This window comes from Streptomyces sp. cg36 (assembly GCF_041080675.1).
Lineage (GTDB): Bacteria > Actinomycetota > Actinomycetes > Streptomycetales > Streptomycetaceae > Streptomyces.
Genome location: NZ_CP163521.1, coordinates 303013 through 319436 on the forward strand (window position 1 = coordinate 303013; position 16424 = coordinate 319436).

The window sequence follows — 16424 nt, forward strand, 5'->3', positions numbered from 1 at the left end:
TGGAACGTGCGGGTCGAACAGGTTTCCCGCTGGGGTGATCTTCCCGTTGTGCGCGCATGAAGACAGGGCCTCTCGGTAGCTCGGGGATGCGAATCTGACCGAGCAGTGCCGGGAGGCCCTGATGTCGTTGTTGTACGCGTTGGAGCCCGTCCAGTTCAACTCGGCTGCACGATCGTGTGATTGCCTCGCGCACGTGTACGGCAATGCGGCCGACCATCCCGACCGGGAACGCCGATATCCGTCGGACATGACGGACGCGGAGTGGGCGGCCATCCGGCCGTTGCTGCCGGTGCCGCCCTGGCTGAGGGGCAGGGGCGGACGCCCCGAGGGCTACTGCCACCGCCAACTGCTGGACGCGGTCCGCTACCTGGTCGCGGGCGGGATCTCGTGGCGGGCGATGCCCGCGGACTTCCCCGGCTGGGGCCGGGTTTACGCCTTCTTCCGCCGCTGGCGCGAGCAGGGGCTGATCGCTGAGTTCCACGACCGGCTGCGAGGGAAGGTCCGTGAGCACGAGGGCCGTGAGGCCGAGCCCACGGCGGGAATCATCGACGCGCAGTCGGTGCGGGCCGCCCCATCGGTGCCGGCCGCCTCACGCGGCTACGACGGCGGGAAGAAAGTGCCCGGGCGAAAGCGGCACATCGTGACCGACACACTCGGTCTGCTCCTGGTCGTCTGTGTCACCGCCGCGAACATCGGTGACCGCGACGCCGCTACGGGCCTGCTGCAGCAGCTGCGCCGTCTGCACCGCGACATCACCCTCGTCTGGGCCGACGGCGGCTACACCGGCTCCCTCGTCGACTGGTGCCGGGACAGACTCGCGCTGACCTTGGAGATCGTCAAACGCACCGACGACATGACAGGGTTCGTGGTGCTGCCCAGGCGCTGGGTGGCAGAGCGCACGTTCGCGTGGCTAATGCATTCGCGCCGGCTGGGCCGGGACTACGAGACGTTGTACCAGTAGCGAGGCGATGATCCGGTGGTCGATGGTCACGCGGATGAGCCGGCGTCTGGCACGGCCACGGGCCGCCGCCCGGCACTGAATGCCCCCGACTCCTCCATGAGGAGCCACCCGCGCTCGGCCAGGCGCCGGGCCTTCGAGCGCACCCCCTCGACCTTCGCCGACGTTGTCTCCAAGCCCAGCCGAGCCGTGATCTCCCTGGCCTTCAGCGGCCCCTGGCCCGCAGGCTGCCGCTCGTCGAGCACGCCCAGAATCCGCTGATAGTCCGGCGCCAGCACCGTCACCGGCAGTCCTTCGCGCCAAGGCGGCACGATCGAACCCGGCACCGGCGAGGGCGCGGTTTCCGCCTTCGCCGCGGTCACGGCGGTGGTCTCGGCAGCCGAGGCTGCCAGGGCCTCGACCAGCTCCTCCCGCGCGATCACCCGTCGGTCCAGCTCGATCTCCGCGGCCTCCAACACCCCAGCCAGCCGCGTAACTTCCTCCCGCAGACCCTCCACTCGCACCCGGGCTGCTGTCTCCCGCTCCTCCAGAATTCCCAGCACCGACGCCATCGCGCACCCCCCGATCACGGAGCCGAAACAAGACGCCGCATGCCTCCCTCATTCCGAGCTAGACCATGCCTGACCAGCGGAAATCAAGCGATGATGTTCGGTTGAGATACGGCTTCTGAGATCTCTATCGAACCCGGAGCGGTTCCCTCATCCAGTTGCGTCCTGTCGCGGGCCAGCGAAAAGCACGTTGGGCGCTTTGGGGAGGTGAACGACCGTAGGTACCCTGCCGCAGCCGCGCACTACTGGATGGTGCGCGAGAACATGGCGCCCCACCCCGGTGGCAAGGCCCGAAAAGACAAGTCTGTCTACGCCGTCACCGGCCTGACCGCCGAACAGGCCACCGCCGCCCGGCTCGCCCAACTGATCCGTGGCCACGGGAAGACCGAGGCCCGGCACCACGTGAGAGACGTGACGTTCACCGAGGACCTCACAGCTGCGCACCGGGACCGCTCGGGCCGCCCGGAGCCGTGGTCCCGGCCGGGCTCGCGCGCCTGCTGGCTCAACTTGCCGGGCCCTACGACTTCTGGGACCGCCCTGATGGGCACTTCGGTCCGCTGACGGAGGCCTACCAGCTGTCTGCCGGGGACCGGGCGCACGCCAACTCCCTCTGCCTCGCCCGACGCCGAGCCGACGTGCTCTTCGCGATCCTCCGCGATGGGGCTTCCATCAACCGCTCCCTTTTGCCTCTTGACCGAAGCAATAGAGGCCCCGCCATCCCGCCGGAGCGATCCAGCGCCTCGACCCACTTCTCGCGCACAAGAAGCATACCAACTCGCCACGCAGTAACACGACTTGCGCGAAGAAGGCGGCTGCCCGCTGATCGCAGCAGGGCAATCCACCCTTGCCGTGAAGTTTCCGAAACATTAAGTCCACGTTGAATACGCCTATCCCTGTTGATCATGCCGGGCTCATCTGAATATATTGATTCAGGTAGCCCTCCGGACGGCATTCAATCACTACCGAGGAGTCACAAGATGGCCACGACAGCTACCGCTCCGATCGCACCCTCCGCTCCCGAGGAGGCGGACCGGGTGGACACCGTTCCGGCGTACATCCCCACCATCGAGGAAACCGTCAAGGCAAGCGGTGGCCACATGCAGGCTGCCGAAGACCCGACGCCGAACATCGTTTCCTAAGTTCATCAAGAGAATCCCAAGAGAGTATTTAGAGGGTCATCGGGTGCGCATGAAGCGTGAAGACCTGCGCGTCCCCGATGCTCAGGCCGACCTTTATCTGGTCGGTCTGGGCATCGGGGGATTTGATCGCAGGAGTGTAGAAGTTGACAACCTGCTGAAGAGCGCGCAGAAAGTGCTGCACCTGACGGCATTTGACGCTGATCTTCGGCGCCTCTCCGCGGGGGACGTCGTCGATCTTGAGCAGGTCTACGGAACGGGCTCTGATCCACGGCAGGCATACCAAGAGATGGCCACGCAGGCACTTCTCGCCGGGGTGGACGCTCGGGGTAAGGGGTATGCGTGTTTTCTCACCTACGGTCACCCGCTGTTCCTTGTCGACTCCGGATGGTGGATTGAACAAGCAGCAGCTGAGTACGGCATCACGGTCAAGGCAATCCCAGCCACCTCTTTCCTGGATTCACTGCTGATCGACCTGGGAGCCAGGTTTGACCGTGCGGTGCAGTCCTACGAGGCAAATGTCTTCTTTAGGTATCAGATCCAACCAGACATCAGGTTCCCTGTCGTGCTGTCTCAGTTCGGGTCCTTTGGCGTGGGCCGACTGAGGCAGCGGGACAACCTCTACGGTCGGCTCGCCCCGCTCACCCGACGTCTCCGTGACCTCTATCCCACGGACCGGCCCGTGGCCGCAGTTTTGTCGGCCTGGCGAGCGGACATGGCGCCCCAGATCGCACATACGACCGTGGGTGAGATCGACACCCTCGCCTCCAGTAGCCACAGCGGTATGAGCCTCTATATCGGAGGGAGTGAAGAGTGGACACGTTCCCGACGGAACTCGATACTCTATCCTCGACCCGCCTGAATTTCTGGGGAATAGACGTCATGCTGCTGCTTCAGAGCAGCTATGATATCTCCCATATCTCGTATTACTTCCAGGACTATCTGGTTCCCGCATCAGATCGGGCACCACTACTCACCGTGGCGCTCACCTCGGAATCTCACAGCTTCATCGGTGAACGTGCGGGTTCACTCAAGCGCGTCCACGTAAGATGCCATAACGGGCCTTGGGAAATATACGACGAGTATAGAAACTATCCGCAGCGCCCGACGCCATTCCCCCCGTTTGCGTTATGGCCACTGAATAGATACATTCGCACGGTTCACGCTAGCGCCGCCACCCCGCCTGATACCCCTGGCAAATCTATTCTCTTGCACGGACCGTCACGCTCGGGTAAATCTGCCCTCCTCTTGGAACTCCTTAACCGAGGGTGGGGGTTCGTCTGCGACGACACGGCGCTTATCGAGGCCCGTGACACGACACTGACGTACAGCCGTCCCATCGGCATCCGGGAACGCACACTGAAGATCCACCCGTGGCTGGCCGCGCACATACGCCGCACGCCCAGCTTCCACACCCCGACGGGTACAACCTGGGCCGTTCATCCAAACCTACTGCCTAGTCGACGCGCCCCGGCAAGGACTGCGTGGACCTGGACGGCCCGGCTCGCCCCCTCGGCGCGCTATGCGTTCACCCGACAGTCCGACTCGGAGTGGTCCATCACCATGGACCCCTATCTGCACACACACCGCGCTGCCGCAGACTTGTCTGCGGCCCTTGCCGAGGACAGGACATGACGCAATACGGCAGCCCAAGCCCCGATAGCTCCGGCCACAGCCTCTACTTCGACTTCTATGGGACGGTAACCCGCCTGAGTATCACACAGGCGGACATCGATGCAGCGCTCTTCTACTTCGGCGGTCAGCGCATCGCTCCAGTCTCCCTCAAGGAGACCGATGTTCAGGTGAGTCTGGACTGCACGGAATGGCCCAGCCGCGGATTCTTCACGAGCCTGCTCCGCAAGGACGGGCTGGCCAAGCGCATTCAGATTGACCAGCGCACCGACTCCCAGTGGCAACGGGTGGCAGACCATACCTTCACCACATGGTCGAGCATTCCTTCCCCCCTCCCACCCTTCCGGTATTCGAGCCTGTGGAACACCCTCGCTGTAGCAGCCGGCACATGCCTGCGCCTGCCCGACAGCAGCGGGCTTCTCCTGACCGGAGACAACTATGTCGGCAAGACCTCGGCAGCCCTAGAGTTGTGCGATCGGGGAGCCCGCCTGATTAGCGACAGCCTGGCCGTACTGAACGTGAACACCGGGTACTTTCTGCGGCACGACAGCCCCATCGGCTTCCGCCGTGCTTCCAGGCGCCAGCACCTCGCGAAGATCACCAGCATCAACCATCAGGAAACAGTTTCCCCTGACACCGGACTCGTGCTCCTTGCCCGTCCTGAGGATGTTCTTGGACGACCCAACCTTGACCGGGCGAAGGTGCAGCACGTGGTCCGGCTGGTCCGCCAGGAGGCTCCGACCGGCCACGCCTCCTGGCAGGAAACGGATACCTCTCGGTGGTTCTCCGGCGTTGACCCTGCAGACATACGCAGTCGGCTCCCACCTCGTACGCGCATCGTGACCGTGGCCCCCGAAGCCACTCCGAGCGAGACGGCTCAGCAAATCCTCGACTCACTGGAGGGGCGCTGATGGCGGAGGCGACATGCTGACCCTGGAACGTATCGCCAAAACCTACCCTAAGAGCACCACCCCGGCCCTGCAAGACGTGTCATTCTCTCTCGATGCAGGGGAGGTGGTCGCCCTGATCGGGCACAATGGGGCAGGCAAATCCACTCTGTTCGACATCGTCGCCGGGCTGAAGCGTCCCGACCAGGGTGCCGTACGACTTTCGGTACCCCGGCACGATTTCGGCTGGTGCCCGCAGCGCGAAATCATCGACTGGTCTCTGACGGTGCGCCAGAACGTGGAATTGGGCCTGGCGCTCCGCAAGGGTTCTCGGCGCAATGTCCGGCAAGAAGTGGTCGAAATCTGTGAAGTGGTCGCGCTGCAGAAAAAGTTGGACAACCAGGCAGAGACCCTGTCCGGAGGCGAGCTGAGGCGCTGCCAGATAGCCCGAGCCATAGCCGGTCGTCCTCGCCTCATGCTCCTGGACGAACCGACCACCGGGCTGGACCCCGACGCCATCGCTCGTGTCTTCACCTACTTGCGCGAGAGCGCGCTGAACTCTGGTGCGGCGCTGGTCAGTACGCATGAGACGTCGCGGTTCGCCGACCACTGCACACGTGTCATTGCCCTGCACGGTGGTCGTGTAGTTGCCGACGCACCCACCGCCGCTTTCCTGGAACCCGTCCCGGGATCCACCGACCTTTGGGACGGATATCAACTCCTGACGGCAGACCTGGACGGCTCATGACTTCCACTCGCGTCAGTCTTGACCGGGTACTCGTCGCTGCACGTTTCCATACGGCCTCCATGTGGAACTGGCGGCAGGTCTACTATGGACGCATCATCGAGCCCGTCACCTACTTCGTGTTCCTCGCTGTCGGCATTGGCGGGGCACTCGCATCGGCCGACGGTCGACACCCTGAGGACTACCTGTCCTTCGTGATCCCCGGGATGATCGCCATGCTCGCCTTCCGGTCGTCGACTGCGGCCATGTCAGACGTCGCCAACGATCGCAAGTGGGGTGTCTTCGCCTTCTACCGCATGTATGGCGGTGGCGTGGCTGGCTATCTGGCCAGCATCCTTATTGTCCTGACCGGCATGTTCCTCGTTCAACTTGCTCTCATCCTCGTGATTGCCGTGCCACTCGGTGGTCTTGTCGGCACGTCCGGTGGACGGCTGGCCAGCGCCCTAGCAACGGGCGTGCTGGCAAGCGTTGGCTGGACAGCAGTCGGCGCGGCGGTCGCCACGCGAGTGCATTCGTACGCGACGCGTAACCTCATCGTGTCCGTCATCACGCTTCCAGTGATTCTCGCGGCGCCACTCTTCTATCCGTTGAAGTCGGCCCCCGAATACTTGAAGATCATCGCCCGTGTCGACCCTCTCACTTACCAGGTCGACTGGCTGCGCGATGTGTGGTCCGGCTCGCTCGATGGGCTCCTCTGGTCGGCGATCTGGGCGCTCCTGACGTCCGCAGGCGCTCTCTCTCTGCTCCGTCGCGCGGATCCCCTGACGTCAGAGCGATAAGCGCGCTAACGACGAGGCGACAACATCGGAGGGGATACCCAAGGGGGGCCAACGCTCCGCGAGTCGGCGGCAGACTTCAAGGACCCGGTGGGGGTGGGCAAACGATCACTGGCTAACGAGTTGGTGCGTGATAGCGGGTGGGGTGTGTTGGGCTGCTCGGGGGTGTGGTTCAGGTTGTGGCGGTGCGGTCGGAGACGAGGCCGGCGATGGCTCGGTAGGTGTCGGGGAGGCGGTCGCGGGGGTGGGTCCAGCGGATGAGTTGTTTCCAGCGTTTGTAGTCGGCGAGGGCGTGTTCGACGGTGATCCGCTGTGAGGAGTGGTCATGTCGCTGGCGTTCTCGGTGTTCGACGAAGGGCGCTATGGCTCCCGGTCGTAGTTTGCGCGGCGGGGTGAGGGCCTGGCCGGGGTGGTCACGGCCCAGGCCGAGGTAGCCGTCATCAAGGAGGACCTGGACCAGCCCGAAGTGGTCGAAGCACCCGCTGATACCTGCCGCGCGGGCGGCGGTCGTGTCATGCATCCGCCCTGGCCTGAGTGTGTCGGCCCACAGTGTGCGGCCGTGGTGGTCGGCGATGACGGTAGCTTTCATCGTGTTCTGCTTCTTCTTGCCCGACACAAATGCACGCCGGCCGCTGCGGCCCGCGGCGGGGCGGCGGACCTGGACCTCGGTGGCATCCAGCCGCAGCCGGACGTCTTCGGCCTGGGCGTAGGCGAAGACGTCCTCCAGCGTGCGAAGCCGCACGCCAGGCCGCTCAGGGACCGCGAAGCCCCGTTCTGCCAGCAGCCGGCGTACCTCACCGACCGCACGGGTGACGGTGGATCGGTCCACACCGTACAGCAGGGCCAGAACAGAATGCGGCAGATCGTGACGCAAGTGGATCAGCGTGGCCACCAGACGGTCCACGAAAACCAGCCGGTAGCGGGCACCAGCCCCCAGAGCCCGCTTCCTCTCCCCGCCCCTCGCCTGATACCGGCGACCCTCCACCCCAGCCACCCACGGCCTGGCCAACTCCGCCACCAGCGACGACAGATGCGCCATCGAGACACCCGTGAACAACGGATGCGCCAGCACTGCCCGATCAACCGTGTCCCTCACCACGAGAGCATGCCCACCCGCTATCACGCACCAACTCGTAAGTACACGGCGTCGACCATCTCGGGCTCGTCGCAGGCTTCGATCAGAGTGGCCCTGACCGGGGAGAAGGCACACTGGGCGACGGCAGGTTCGATCAGCTAGTCGCCCTCCTTGCCCAGCGGCACCGCGGCGGGGCCCGCCTCCCTGCTCGCCGTCCACATCCCGCGCAGCGTGCCGGCCCCGGGCCCCGCGACGGGGGCGTACCTGGAGGCGGTCGTGCTGCGCACGGTCAAGACCGGCGGCTCCTCCGGCCCGGCGCCGGCCGTCGTGCTGGTGACCACCGGCCGCGACCATCTGGTGATCCTGCCCGAATGCGGCGAGGCCGACCGGCTCGCGGCCGTCATCGAGCACACCGTCTGGCACCCCGGCATCGCCGTGCACCTGGTCGGCCTGGCACCCAGCAGGAACGAACGGCTCATCACCACACTGGAATCGCTCCTCGCCACCACCCCCCGCACCACTGCCTGGGAGCAGCTGGAACGACTGGCCGGCCCCCATCCGCAGGAGGGCTACTGCATCTACTGCCGGCGGGAGAGCACCGGGTAGCGACCGCACGGCGGACTGTCCCAGCTCCGGTGGATCCTTGGATGCACGCCGGTCGCCGGGGGTGAGGCCCACCCTGTGGTGTCAGCGCAGGCGGCCGAGGTGGATGACGCTGACGCGGACCTGCTGGTCGCTGATCTCGTACATCACGCGGTAGGCCCCGACATGGATGCGCAGCACGTCGGCACTGCCGAACGCGCCTTTGGGCCGTGGTTCCTCGGCGAGGTGGTCGACGGCGGTGAACACCTGGCGCACCCCGTCGGGGTCGTCCTTGGCGAAGCGTGCGGCCTGGGCGAGCGCCTCGGGTTCCCAGATGACCTCGTAGGTCACGCCTCAGCTCCGCCGAACACACGCCGGTACGCCTCGTCGTGCGGGACGCCGGCGTTCTCGCCCCTCGCCTGGCGCGCCCGGTAGGCGGCCAGCGCACGCAGTTCCTGCAGTTCCAGGGCGTCGGCGGGGCTGACCAGTATCGCGACGGTCTGCCCGTGGTCGGTGATGGCGACCGGTTCGCGGGTGGCGCTGACCTCGCGTGCGATGGCGCCCAGGCGGGCGCGGGCTTCCACGATCGAGTACGTGCTCTCCGTCATGCACACCAGTGTACGGAAGTGTGCACTATCCCGCTCGCTTCCGCAGGACAGACGGGAACAATCCGACATGCATTGGTGTCCTGGGCGCGGTGTGAAGAACCTGGCAGCTCCGCTCCTCTTCTACCCGGCCGAAGCGGGGCGGAGCTGCCGGTGGCCGGATGGAGACCGGCCGGTAGGGCAGTCAGCGGGTGAGAAGGTCTTCGAGCCGGTGGGCGAGAGCGGCACTGGGCTGGGGAATGTTGCCGAGTTCGTCGTCGCCTTCGACAGCCAGGTACCGGACGGCGTTTTTGACGGCGTCGTCGGGGACGTAGGTGTCGTCGCCGGGGGCTTCGAAGCGCATGGTGATGCCCGCGCCAGGGGCGCCGGGGGTGATGGCGCTGTGACCGACGGGGGTGTACTGGCCCACCTCGCGGTCGAGGACGGCCAGCTGGGACGCCCAGAAGTCGGCGTCCCGCAGCTCTCCGCGGCGCAGGTGGAGGAAGTACAGACACAGCGCGCTGGTCGGATTGCCCGCGCCCGCGGCGAACAGCCACCAGAACTGTGCGCCTTCCTCCCGGTCGGCGAGGTCGAGCAGGCAGGCGAAGGTGAGGGCGCCCCCGGGGTCGCGGTCGGCGTGGAAGCGGGCGAGGCGGCAGGCGGCCTCGGAGTCGGTGATGACGTTCTGCGACAGTTCCCACAGCCGGTGTGCGGCCTGTTCATGCAGCGCGGTGGGGGTCCGGCGGCGCGCTCCGCGGCCCTGGTCGGCCATCAGCAGGCCCATCCAGGTGAGCTCGGTGAGGTCGCGGGCCAGGCGGGCGCGGGAGGCTTCCAGGTGGGCGGGTGTGTAGTCGCCCTGGAAGACCCGGGTGCGGGTGAGGGCGTGGTCGATGCTGCCGGGCGGCTGGGTTGGCATGGTGTCCTCACTGGTCATCGTCGTCTTTCATGTCGAAGCCGAGTTCCGCCGCGAGCCGCCGCTTGGCACTGCAGCGCAGGGTGCGCACTGTCTCGGGAGTGATGCCCATGGTCTGCGCGGTGCGCTTGGTGGTGAAGCCGAGTGCGTAGTTGAGGACCATCACATCAAACTGGCGCTCGGGCAGGCGGGCCATAGCCGCATAGAGACCGATGGTGTGCTCGAGTTCGTCGAGTTGAGCGTGGAATTGGGCACGGAAGTTCTCTATGACGACATGAGTGGCTGCCTTGATGGCTCGTTCGAACACCATCGTCTGGGGGCCCGCGGCCGGCCGTCCCTGCATCATCAGCTCGGTGGCGACGCGTTCCTTGTGCAGTGCCCAGGAGTAGGAGTGGAAGTCGGGCTGCTCTGTGCAGTGCTGCCAGTTGATCGCCAGGTAGAGGAAGGTGCCGTGGACGAGTTCACTCGCGTCGCGTTCGTTGCCGAGCTGGATGCGGGCGTATTCGTAGTAGGGGCGGTGGTAGTCGGTGTGGAAGGCGCGAAAAGGCAGCGGCATGGCGTTGATCAGTTCCGTCATCGCCCGCTCGCTCGGCTCCGGTGACGAGCTCTCACTCACTGTCAGCTCCTTCGGCCCGCAGGGGGGCGTCGTGGCGCACCGCAGGGCGGGGGTGCTGGCTGACGAGGGTTGAGGCTCCGATCCGGACGCCGGCGCCCAACAGGCGCCGCAGCAGGCACCACGCATCCGGCGCGTACGCGCGCGCGGCGGCGGCCATGGCCAGCACGAGGCTGACAACGTCTGACTTCACGGTGGTTGTCGTCCTTTGTTCGCGTTCGTGTGCGGCACCAGCCCCCTGGGCATCCCCGCCCGGCGCCTGAGCGACATTGCTCTTGCGGAACAGCAAAGCGGGCCGGACCTGCGGATCGTTGAGGTGAACGGCAACAAATCTTCGACACAAAGTTACTGGTCAGTTACGAGAGGTTCGCTCACGGGTTCACTCTGCCCTCAAAAGGGCGTACACGGCTTGGGGGTTGCGTTCAACATGTGGCGCCGACCTGTGCATCATGTCTTTAGGTGCGCAATCAACTACCGTTTGCGCAAAGAGCGGTATGTCTCCCTCCACTTCCAGCGTGATGGACGTCACACTCTGGAGAGGCTGCAGGTGCCGGGCGCACACGGCTTCCCGGCAGCCGATCGTGACGCCGCCTTCGGTTCATGCACGGGGCGCCGTTTCCGAGGACGTCGCCGGGGGCGAGGACCGAACCGTACTTCGTGGTGGGGTGAGGCCCAGAGGGCCTCTTTGATGCTGTCGGCTTCGCAGTCTTCGCCGGTGGCGGGGTCGGTGACGATGAGCCGCCCGGCGGACTCAGTTACGCGGCCGCTCCAGCCGCGGCCGGTCAGGCTCGCACTGACGGTGGCGATGATCTCGTCCATGGGCGCAGGGTGCTCGGTGATGGCCTGTCCGTCCTGAGAGGGAACCCGGTCCGCCCGAGGGATGCCGCTTCAACGCCCATGGAGGGTGAGGGTATTGCCTTCGGGCCGATGCCGCCGGGTGGCCTTATGAAAGGTGTCTGCGCGCTGGGGCGTGCGCGGGTGTGAGGGGGCGTGTTCGTATCCGGATGCCACCGTTCCGTGAATTGGGCGGTGGGCGGCGTGCACGAGGGGGGTGGGATTTCGCTTGGCTGGGCAGTGAGGGCCGTTCGGTTCTCCGGCTGCCGTAGGGGGGCGGGCAGGCTGTCCGGTTGTTGCGTTGAGCGGAAGGACCTTGGCCGACGTGAATGTCGTCGAGAAGACCATGTGGGTGCTGGTGGTGGTGACGGCGGGCCGGGTCTTCGCCCCGGACGTGGGTCGCTGCTGGAGGCGCCTGCTGGGGGCGGGAGTGCGGGTGGGGGCAGCCGAGCTGACCGGCCGCCACCGGTCCGGGCCGGACTCCCGCCGCCCTCGCCCCGAGGTGCCCCTTGCCCAGGCGGATGCCGGTGCGGAGGCAGGGTGGGGGGCCTCGTGAGCGAGGGCGATGACTGGCTGAGTGAGCAGGCGGTCAGCGGTGAGCTGGCCGGAGTGCTGCCGGTGGACTACGTCGCGTTCCACGCCCACCACCATCGCACCTACCTGCGCTACGTCCATCTGCAGCTGGGCAGTGACGCGGAGGCGATAGAGGTCGTCGAGGACGTGTTCACGTTCTTGCTGAAGGTCTGGGACCACGCCCTGCGCGAGCCCAGCACGGAGGCATTCGCCTGGGCCGCACTGCGCGAGGCGGTCGAGCGCCGACGGGCTGTACTGGACCGGCCGGTGGCGATGGTGGAGACCGCCTGGTTCGCCGCCCTGCGCCGCACCTCGCGCACCCGCCTGGAGCTGCTGGAGTCCAAGCTCGGCCTGTACGCGGCGATCGCGCAGCTTCCGGAGCGGCACTACGACGTGGTGCTCCTGGTCTTCCTGGAGGGCTGCTCGACCGAGACCGCCGCGCGGATGATGGGCATCTCGCCCGCAACGGTCCGGTCCCACATCCGCGGGGCGCGCCGGAAGTTGTCTCACACACTCGGGGTGGACTGGGCCCCTGGAGAGGAATCGGACCAGTGAGCGACATGATGCGGGTGCTGAAGGTGGTGGCAGCGGCCCTGCGCGACGCGCAGGTGCTCGTGGAGGACTACGCCGGCTACGACGACCACGCGGCACGGCGCCGGATCGCACGGCGCCTGGTGGCGGGCGAGGCCCGCCAGGAAGCGGGCTCGCGCAGCGGGGCGCGGCCCGAACCGGCCCTCAACCACCCACGGACGGTGAGCGTGCCCGGGCCCCGGACCGTGCCGGGCCCCGACAATCTCGTGCTCGACGCGGCCTGCCACGTGCGGGCGGGCAACGGACTGGATCTGCTGGCCTGGCGGCTGGTGAGGGACCAGGACTTCGCCCTGCGCGCGCTGGACGCGGCCTCATGGCCGCACGGACGGGAGTCCGCGCTGCTGTTCGCCGCGCTGCTGCACCTGGGAGGGCGCCTTGAGGGAGCCCAGTTCTGGTTCCAGTACGCGGCGGGCGCCGGCTCACAGGCAGCGGCCCGCTGCCTGTACCTGCTGCACCTGACGCGCGCCGAAGTCCGCACCGCCCGGCACTGGAAGCAGCAGATGCTCGAACTGCCACCCGAGTCCGGCCTGCCCGAGCTGCCCCCCCTGCCGGACGGGCTGGAGGAAGCGCTGGAAGCGTCGGTGATCTGGACGTCGCCCCCCATCACCACCCAGGACCTCACGTTCCTGCCCCTGGCCGCGTGTTCAGCCCCGTTCGGCAGGAGCGGCGAGGAACGACGGGCCCTGCCCCGGCCCCTGCACCGCGCCGTCGCCGCCCTGGTGGCCGAGGAGGACGCTGATCTGGGGGAGGTACTGCGACCCAGCGCACACCTGGCAGCCGAACTCAGCTGCTTCCACGGCCGTATCCCCCTGCGGGCGATGCAGGGCGTCGGGGCCTGGTCACCGGCCGCGCTGCGCAGCCCGGCGATCACCCAGGCCGTCCAGCAGATCCCGGACCGGCCGACACCGAAGGCACTGGCAGAAGTGCACCGGGCCCTGCGAGTCCTGGAGGTGATCGGACGCTATTCCGGCGGAGTCAGCACGGCACAGATCGCCCGCGAGACCCGTCTGCCCCAGCTTGCCCTCGCCGAGGTACTGGCACTTCTCGTCCGCGACAACCTCGCCCACCGGATCGGCCCCAGCGCCTACATCACCGGCTCCGCCCTCCACTTCACCGTCTCCGCGGCCGAACGCACGGGCCAGCTCCAGCAGACCCTCGCCCTGGTGCGCGACGCGGTCGGCGCCGCCGTCTACGTCAGCCGCTACAGCGACGGCGAAGTCGCCATCACCCAGTACGCCGACGCACCCCACGCGCCCAAGGTCACCGAATGGGTCGACTTCCGCGCCGCCGCCCACGCCAGCGCCGTCGGCAAGTGCCTGCTCACCGAACTCGACTACGACGGACGCAAAGACCACCTGACCCGGCATCACACCGCCCGCCTCACATCCCGAACCATCACCAGCGAGCGGGCCCTGTTCCGCCAGCTCGACACCCGCCCCCTCGGCAGGCCGGTCCTGGACATCCAGGAATACTCCCTGGGCACCGTGTGCGCGGCCATCCCCATCACCAAAGGACTCGCACCAGAATGTGTCGCCCTGTCCCTGCCCCTGCAGCACGCCCACCGGCTACGCACAGCCGCACGGATCCTCCAGGGCGAGGCAGCAGCCGTCCTCCTCGGCATCCTCATCGCCGGCACCACCACTGTCTCCGAAACCGTCGGCGAAGGGCCGTCCTCCCCGCAGACAGCAGCCCGACACCAGCCGCCACATGACTCCTCCCCGCCTGCGAGGGGGGAACTCGCCGCGGACACCCGGGACAGGGGCTCGCTCGCAGCGCGGTAGCCGACGAGGGAATCGGCCCAGCCCGGCTGGGCTGCCGGCATCGCTGCACCAGGTTTTGTCCTCGACAGGGGACCGCGCCAGCCTGGGCCCTTTCAGTCCCTCCGCCCCGCCGTTCACGAAGTAGCAGGTCAGATCCCTTCTCTGTGAACAGGGCGGGGACTGGAGGGACTGAAGGGACTCAATTCTCCTGTTCCTCCTATCGCGTGTGTGTGCGTATGCGCGTACGCGACAGGACACTCTTCTGCCCTGACGCCTTCATAACTGGGATTTTCAGTCCCTTCAGTCCCTCGAAGGAGATGATCAAGGCTCTGACCTGCTGTTTCGTGAGGGACTGAAAGAGAGGACGAGAACGTGCGGCGCCTGGAGGAAAGCAGCGTCTTGGCGCAACAGACACCGGCCCCCTTCTCCACGCAGCGCAGCGTCCACCGTCCCCCTCTCCTTAAGAAGTACGTACAAGCCCGCACCCCCGGACCCCGTCCCTGCGGGCAAACGGCCGGGGGTGGTACACGACCCGGCCCGCCCTCTGCCGTGTCGACCGGCGCGTGTCACCCCATCCACTGCGAAGGACGTCGATGAGCAGCGCCGAGAGCCACAGCTTCGACGCCCAGGCCGTCGTTCAGCAGATGCTCGACCTCGGCCAAGGCCAGAACATGGCCAGCCTGCCCGCCCAGCAGAGCGTCGATGCGCCGCCCGTGCCGGCAACGACCGCGGGACTACTGCCGGATCTGCTGTCCGACCGCGGCAACGCGAAGCTGTTCGCGACCCTCTACGCCGGGCAGTTCCGGCACGTCGAGGGACTGGGCTGGTATGTGTGGGACTCCTACCGGTGGAAGCGGACCGGCGGAGAGAAAGCCGCCGTGTGGGCGGCCGGGGACATGGCCGAGGAGATGGCCGCCACCGATCCGCGCGGCCGCTTCACCGACCGCGACCTGGAAACCCACCGCAAGCGCTCGATGTCGACACCCGGGATCAAGGCCATGCTCACCCAGGCCAAGGCGTCCCCGCTGCTCGCCCTGGACCCCGACGTCCTGGACGGCGACCCGTATGCGCTGTGCACCCCGGCCGGGGTGGTCGACCTGCGCACCCGCGAGCTGCGCAAACCCGACCCCGGCATGGACATGCACTCCCGCGCCACCCACGTCGCCCCCGACCCCATGCCCACCCCGCGCTGGCAGCGCTTCCTCACCGACACCTTCGGCGACGACCCCAAGGGCCAGGAGACGACAGCATTCCTGCACCTGCTGCTGGGCTACTCCATCACCGGCGACGTCGGCGCCCAGGTCCTGCCGTTCCTCTTCGGCACCGGTGCCAACGGCAAATCCGTCCTCCTGGACGTGATGATGCAGATCCTGGGCGACTACGCCCAAGCCGCCCCTCCCGGCTTCCTCATGGAGAAGGGCAAGTTCGCCGAACACTCCACCGAACTCACCGAACTCCATGGCCGGCGCATCGTCGTGTGCTCCGAACTCAGGCCCGACGACCGGTTCGACGAGGCCCGCGTCAAACTCCTGACCGGCGGCGACCGCATCATGGCCCGCCGCATGCGCCAGGACTACTTCTCCTTCACACCGACCCACAAGCTGTGGCTGCTGGGCAACCACCGCCCCGAAGTCGGCACCGGCGGCCACGCCTTCTGGCGCCGCATCCGCCTGATCCCCTTCGAACGCGTGGTGGCCGCCGACCGCAAGATCGACAATCTGGCCCGTCAGCTCGTCCAGGACGAAGGCCCCGGCATCCTGCACTGGCTCACCGAGGGCGCCCAGCGCTACCTCACCACCCGCGACCCCCTCACCGGCCCTGCCACCGTCCGCGTCGCCACCGAGGCATACGCCACCACCGAGGACCACATCGGCCGCTTCCTGACCGAACGCTGCACCCGCGTCCCCACACTGGCCGACGCAGGCGCAGGTGACCTGCGCGTCGAGCAGGGCCTGCTCTACAGCGCCTACGGCGCCTGGTGCTCGGTCGGCGAGGGCATCCGCCCCGCCACCGCCCGCGCCTTCGCCACCCGCGTCCGCAGCGAACTCGGCCTCGCCTCACCCGCCGAGATGATGAAGTCCAGCGGCAAGAAGTACTACCCCGGCCTTGGCCTCTTGCCCGAGGACACCGACACCGACCCGAGAACGGCCGCCGGGAGCGGACATGGCTAACCAGTGTGCCCTGCCCGCCCCGATCCCGCGCACGTACGATGAGATC

The 16424-nt window shown here is 67.1% G+C and carries 17 protein-coding genes and 2 pseudogenes; 12 read left to right on the forward strand and 7 right to left on the reverse strand.

Going from position 1 to position 16424, the window contains the following annotated elements:
- Positions 1–247: 247 nt before the first annotated feature.
- Positions 248–1040: pseudogene (locus tag AB5J87_RS39375) on the forward strand (IS5 family transposase).
- Here AB5J87_RS39375 and AB5J87_RS39380 read toward each other — a convergent pair.
- Positions 988–1509 carry a hypothetical protein gene (locus tag AB5J87_RS39380; protein ID WP_369383114.1) on the reverse strand — a complete coding sequence of 174 codons (522 nt, stop codon included), beginning with the start codon at positions 1507–1509 and terminating at the stop codon, positions 988–990. The pseudogene AB5J87_RS39375 and the gene AB5J87_RS39380 overlap by 53 nt on opposite strands.
- A 204-nt stretch (positions 1510–1713) precedes the next feature.
- On the opposite strand from AB5J87_RS39380, the gene AB5J87_RS39385 reads away from it, so the two are divergent.
- From AB5J87_RS39385 to AB5J87_RS39410, 6 genes are all read left to right on the forward strand, one after another.
- Positions 1714–2067, forward strand: a complete 354-nt coding sequence (locus AB5J87_RS39385; protein WP_369384135.1) for a hypothetical protein — start codon at positions 1714–1716, stop codon at positions 2065–2067.
- Positions 2068–2483: 416 nt separating this feature from the next.
- The gene (locus AB5J87_RS39390; protein ID WP_369384136.1) at positions 2484–2645 is read left to right on the forward strand and encodes a hypothetical protein; all 162 of its coding nucleotides are present in this window, start codon (positions 2484–2486) and stop codon (positions 2643–2645) included.
- Between the two features lie 49 nt (positions 2646–2694).
- Complete coding sequence (locus AB5J87_RS39395; protein ID WP_369384137.1) at positions 2695–3504, forward strand: SAM-dependent methyltransferase; 810 nt, start codon at positions 2695–2697, stop codon at positions 3502–3504.
- Positions 3505–4273: 769 nt separating this feature from the next.
- Positions 4274–5185 (forward strand): hypothetical protein, encoded by a 912-nt coding sequence (locus tag AB5J87_RS39400; RefSeq protein WP_369384138.1) that lies wholly within the window; start codon positions 4274–4276, stop codon positions 5183–5185.
- A gap of 13 nt (positions 5186–5198) precedes the next feature.
- The gene (locus tag AB5J87_RS39405) at positions 5199–5909 is read left to right on the forward strand and encodes an ABC transporter ATP-binding protein (protein WP_369384139.1); all 711 of its coding nucleotides are present in this window, start codon (positions 5199–5201) and stop codon (positions 5907–5909) included.
- Positions 5906–6685 carry an ABC transporter permease gene (locus AB5J87_RS39410; protein WP_369384140.1) on the forward strand — a complete coding sequence of 260 codons (780 nt, stop codon included), beginning with the start codon at positions 5906–5908 and terminating at the stop codon, positions 6683–6685. Before AB5J87_RS39405 ends, AB5J87_RS39410 begins: the two co-directional genes overlap by 4 nt.
- 169 nt (positions 6686–6854) lie before the next feature.
- Here the strand turns inward: AB5J87_RS39410 and AB5J87_RS39415 are convergent, their stop codons facing one another.
- Complete coding sequence (locus AB5J87_RS39415; protein ID WP_369384197.1) at positions 6855–7721, reverse strand: transposase family protein; 867 nt, start codon at positions 7719–7721, stop codon at positions 6855–6857.
- A 207-nt stretch (positions 7722–7928) separates the two neighbouring features.
- On the opposite strand from AB5J87_RS39415, the gene AB5J87_RS39420 reads away from it, so the two are divergent.
- A complete protein-coding gene (locus AB5J87_RS39420) occupies positions 7929–8363 on the forward strand; it encodes a hypothetical protein (RefSeq protein ID WP_369384141.1) in 435 nt (144 codons plus the stop codon).
- A gap of 81 nt (positions 8364–8444) precedes the next feature.
- On the opposite strand, the gene AB5J87_RS39425 is transcribed toward AB5J87_RS39420, so the two are convergent.
- From AB5J87_RS39425 to AB5J87_RS39445, 5 genes are all read right to left on the reverse strand, one after another.
- Positions 8445–8690 (reverse strand): type II toxin-antitoxin system RelE/ParE family toxin, encoded by a 246-nt coding sequence (locus tag AB5J87_RS39425; RefSeq protein WP_369384142.1) that lies wholly within the window; start codon positions 8688–8690, stop codon positions 8445–8447.
- Positions 8687–8947 (reverse strand): type II toxin-antitoxin system Phd/YefM family antitoxin, encoded by a 261-nt coding sequence (locus AB5J87_RS39430; protein ID WP_369384143.1) that lies wholly within the window; start codon positions 8945–8947, stop codon positions 8687–8689. Before AB5J87_RS39430 ends, AB5J87_RS39425 begins: the two co-directional genes overlap by 4 nt.
- A gap of 181 nt (positions 8948–9128) precedes the next feature.
- Positions 9129–9839, reverse strand: coding sequence for a hypothetical protein (locus AB5J87_RS39435; RefSeq protein ID WP_369384144.1), 711 nt, complete (start codon positions 9837–9839; stop codon positions 9129–9131).
- 7 nt (positions 9840–9846) lie between these two features.
- Positions 9847–10452 carry a sigma-70 family RNA polymerase sigma factor gene (locus tag AB5J87_RS39440; protein WP_369384145.1) on the reverse strand — a complete coding sequence of 202 codons (606 nt, stop codon included), beginning with the start codon at positions 10450–10452 and terminating at the stop codon, positions 9847–9849.
- Positions 10445–10642 carry a hypothetical protein gene (locus AB5J87_RS39445; protein ID WP_369384146.1) on the reverse strand — a complete coding sequence of 66 codons (198 nt, stop codon included), beginning with the start codon at positions 10640–10642 and terminating at the stop codon, positions 10445–10447. Before AB5J87_RS39445 ends, AB5J87_RS39440 begins: the two co-directional genes overlap by 8 nt.
- A 957-nt stretch (positions 10643–11599) precedes the next feature.
- Here AB5J87_RS39445 and AB5J87_RS39450 point away from each other — a divergent pair.
- From AB5J87_RS39450 to AB5J87_RS39465, 4 genes and pseudogenes are all read left to right on the forward strand, one after another.
- Complete coding sequence (locus AB5J87_RS39450) at positions 11600–11839, forward strand: hypothetical protein (RefSeq protein WP_369384147.1); 240 nt, start codon at positions 11600–11602, stop codon at positions 11837–11839.
- Positions 11836–12411, forward strand: coding sequence for an RNA polymerase sigma factor (locus tag AB5J87_RS39455; RefSeq protein WP_369384148.1), 576 nt, complete (start codon positions 11836–11838; stop codon positions 12409–12411). Before AB5J87_RS39450 ends, AB5J87_RS39455 begins: the two co-directional genes overlap by 4 nt.
- 854 nt (positions 12412–13265) lie before the next feature.
- Positions 13266–14075, forward strand: a pseudogene (locus AB5J87_RS39460) (IclR family transcriptional regulator C-terminal domain-containing protein); the annotation flags it as partial.
- Positions 14076–14800: 725 nt separating this feature from the next.
- Positions 14801–16378, forward strand: coding sequence for a phage/plasmid primase, P4 family (locus AB5J87_RS39465; RefSeq protein ID WP_369384149.1), 1578 nt, complete (start codon positions 14801–14803; stop codon positions 16376–16378).
- The last annotated feature ends 46 nt before the right edge of the window (positions 16379–16424 follow it).

What these genes read in the sequence shown, in the direction of transcription:
- AB5J87_RS39395 (WP_369384137.1), top strand. Translation starts at nt 2,695, where the DNA reads ATGAAGCGTGAAGACCTGCGCGTCCCCGATGCTCAGGCCGACCTTTAT.
- AB5J87_RS39435 (WP_369384144.1), bottom strand. Translation starts at nt 9,839, where the DNA reads ATGCCAACCCAGCCGCCCGGCAGCATCGACCACGCCCTCACCCGCACC.
- AB5J87_RS39410 (WP_369384140.1), top strand. Translation starts at nt 5,906, where the DNA reads ATGACTTCCACTCGCGTCAGTCTTGACCGGGTACTCGTCGCTGCACGT.
- AB5J87_RS39400 (WP_369384138.1), top strand. Translation starts at nt 4,274, where the DNA reads ATGACGCAATACGGCAGCCCAAGCCCCGATAGCTCCGGCCACAGCCTC.
- AB5J87_RS39465 (WP_369384149.1), top strand. Translation starts at nt 14,801, where the DNA reads ATGAGCAGCGCCGAGAGCCACAGCTTCGACGCCCAGGCCGTCGTTCAG.
- AB5J87_RS39430 (WP_369384143.1), bottom strand. Translation starts at nt 8,947, where the DNA reads ATGACGGAGAGCACGTACTCGATCGTGGAAGCCCGCGCCCGCCTGGGC.
- AB5J87_RS39390 (WP_369384136.1), top strand. Translation starts at nt 2,484, where the DNA reads ATGGCCACGACAGCTACCGCTCCGATCGCACCCTCCGCTCCCGAGGAG.
- AB5J87_RS39380 (WP_369383114.1), bottom strand. Translation starts at nt 1,509, where the DNA reads ATGGCGTCGGTGCTGGGAATTCTGGAGGAGCGGGAGACAGCAGCCCGG.
- AB5J87_RS39405 (WP_369384139.1), top strand. Translation starts at nt 5,199, where the DNA reads ATGCTGACCCTGGAACGTATCGCCAAAACCTACCCTAAGAGCACCACC.
- AB5J87_RS39415 (WP_369384197.1), bottom strand. Translation starts at nt 7,721, where the DNA reads ATGGCGCATCTGTCGTCGCTGGTGGCGGAGTTGGCCAGGCCGTGGGTG.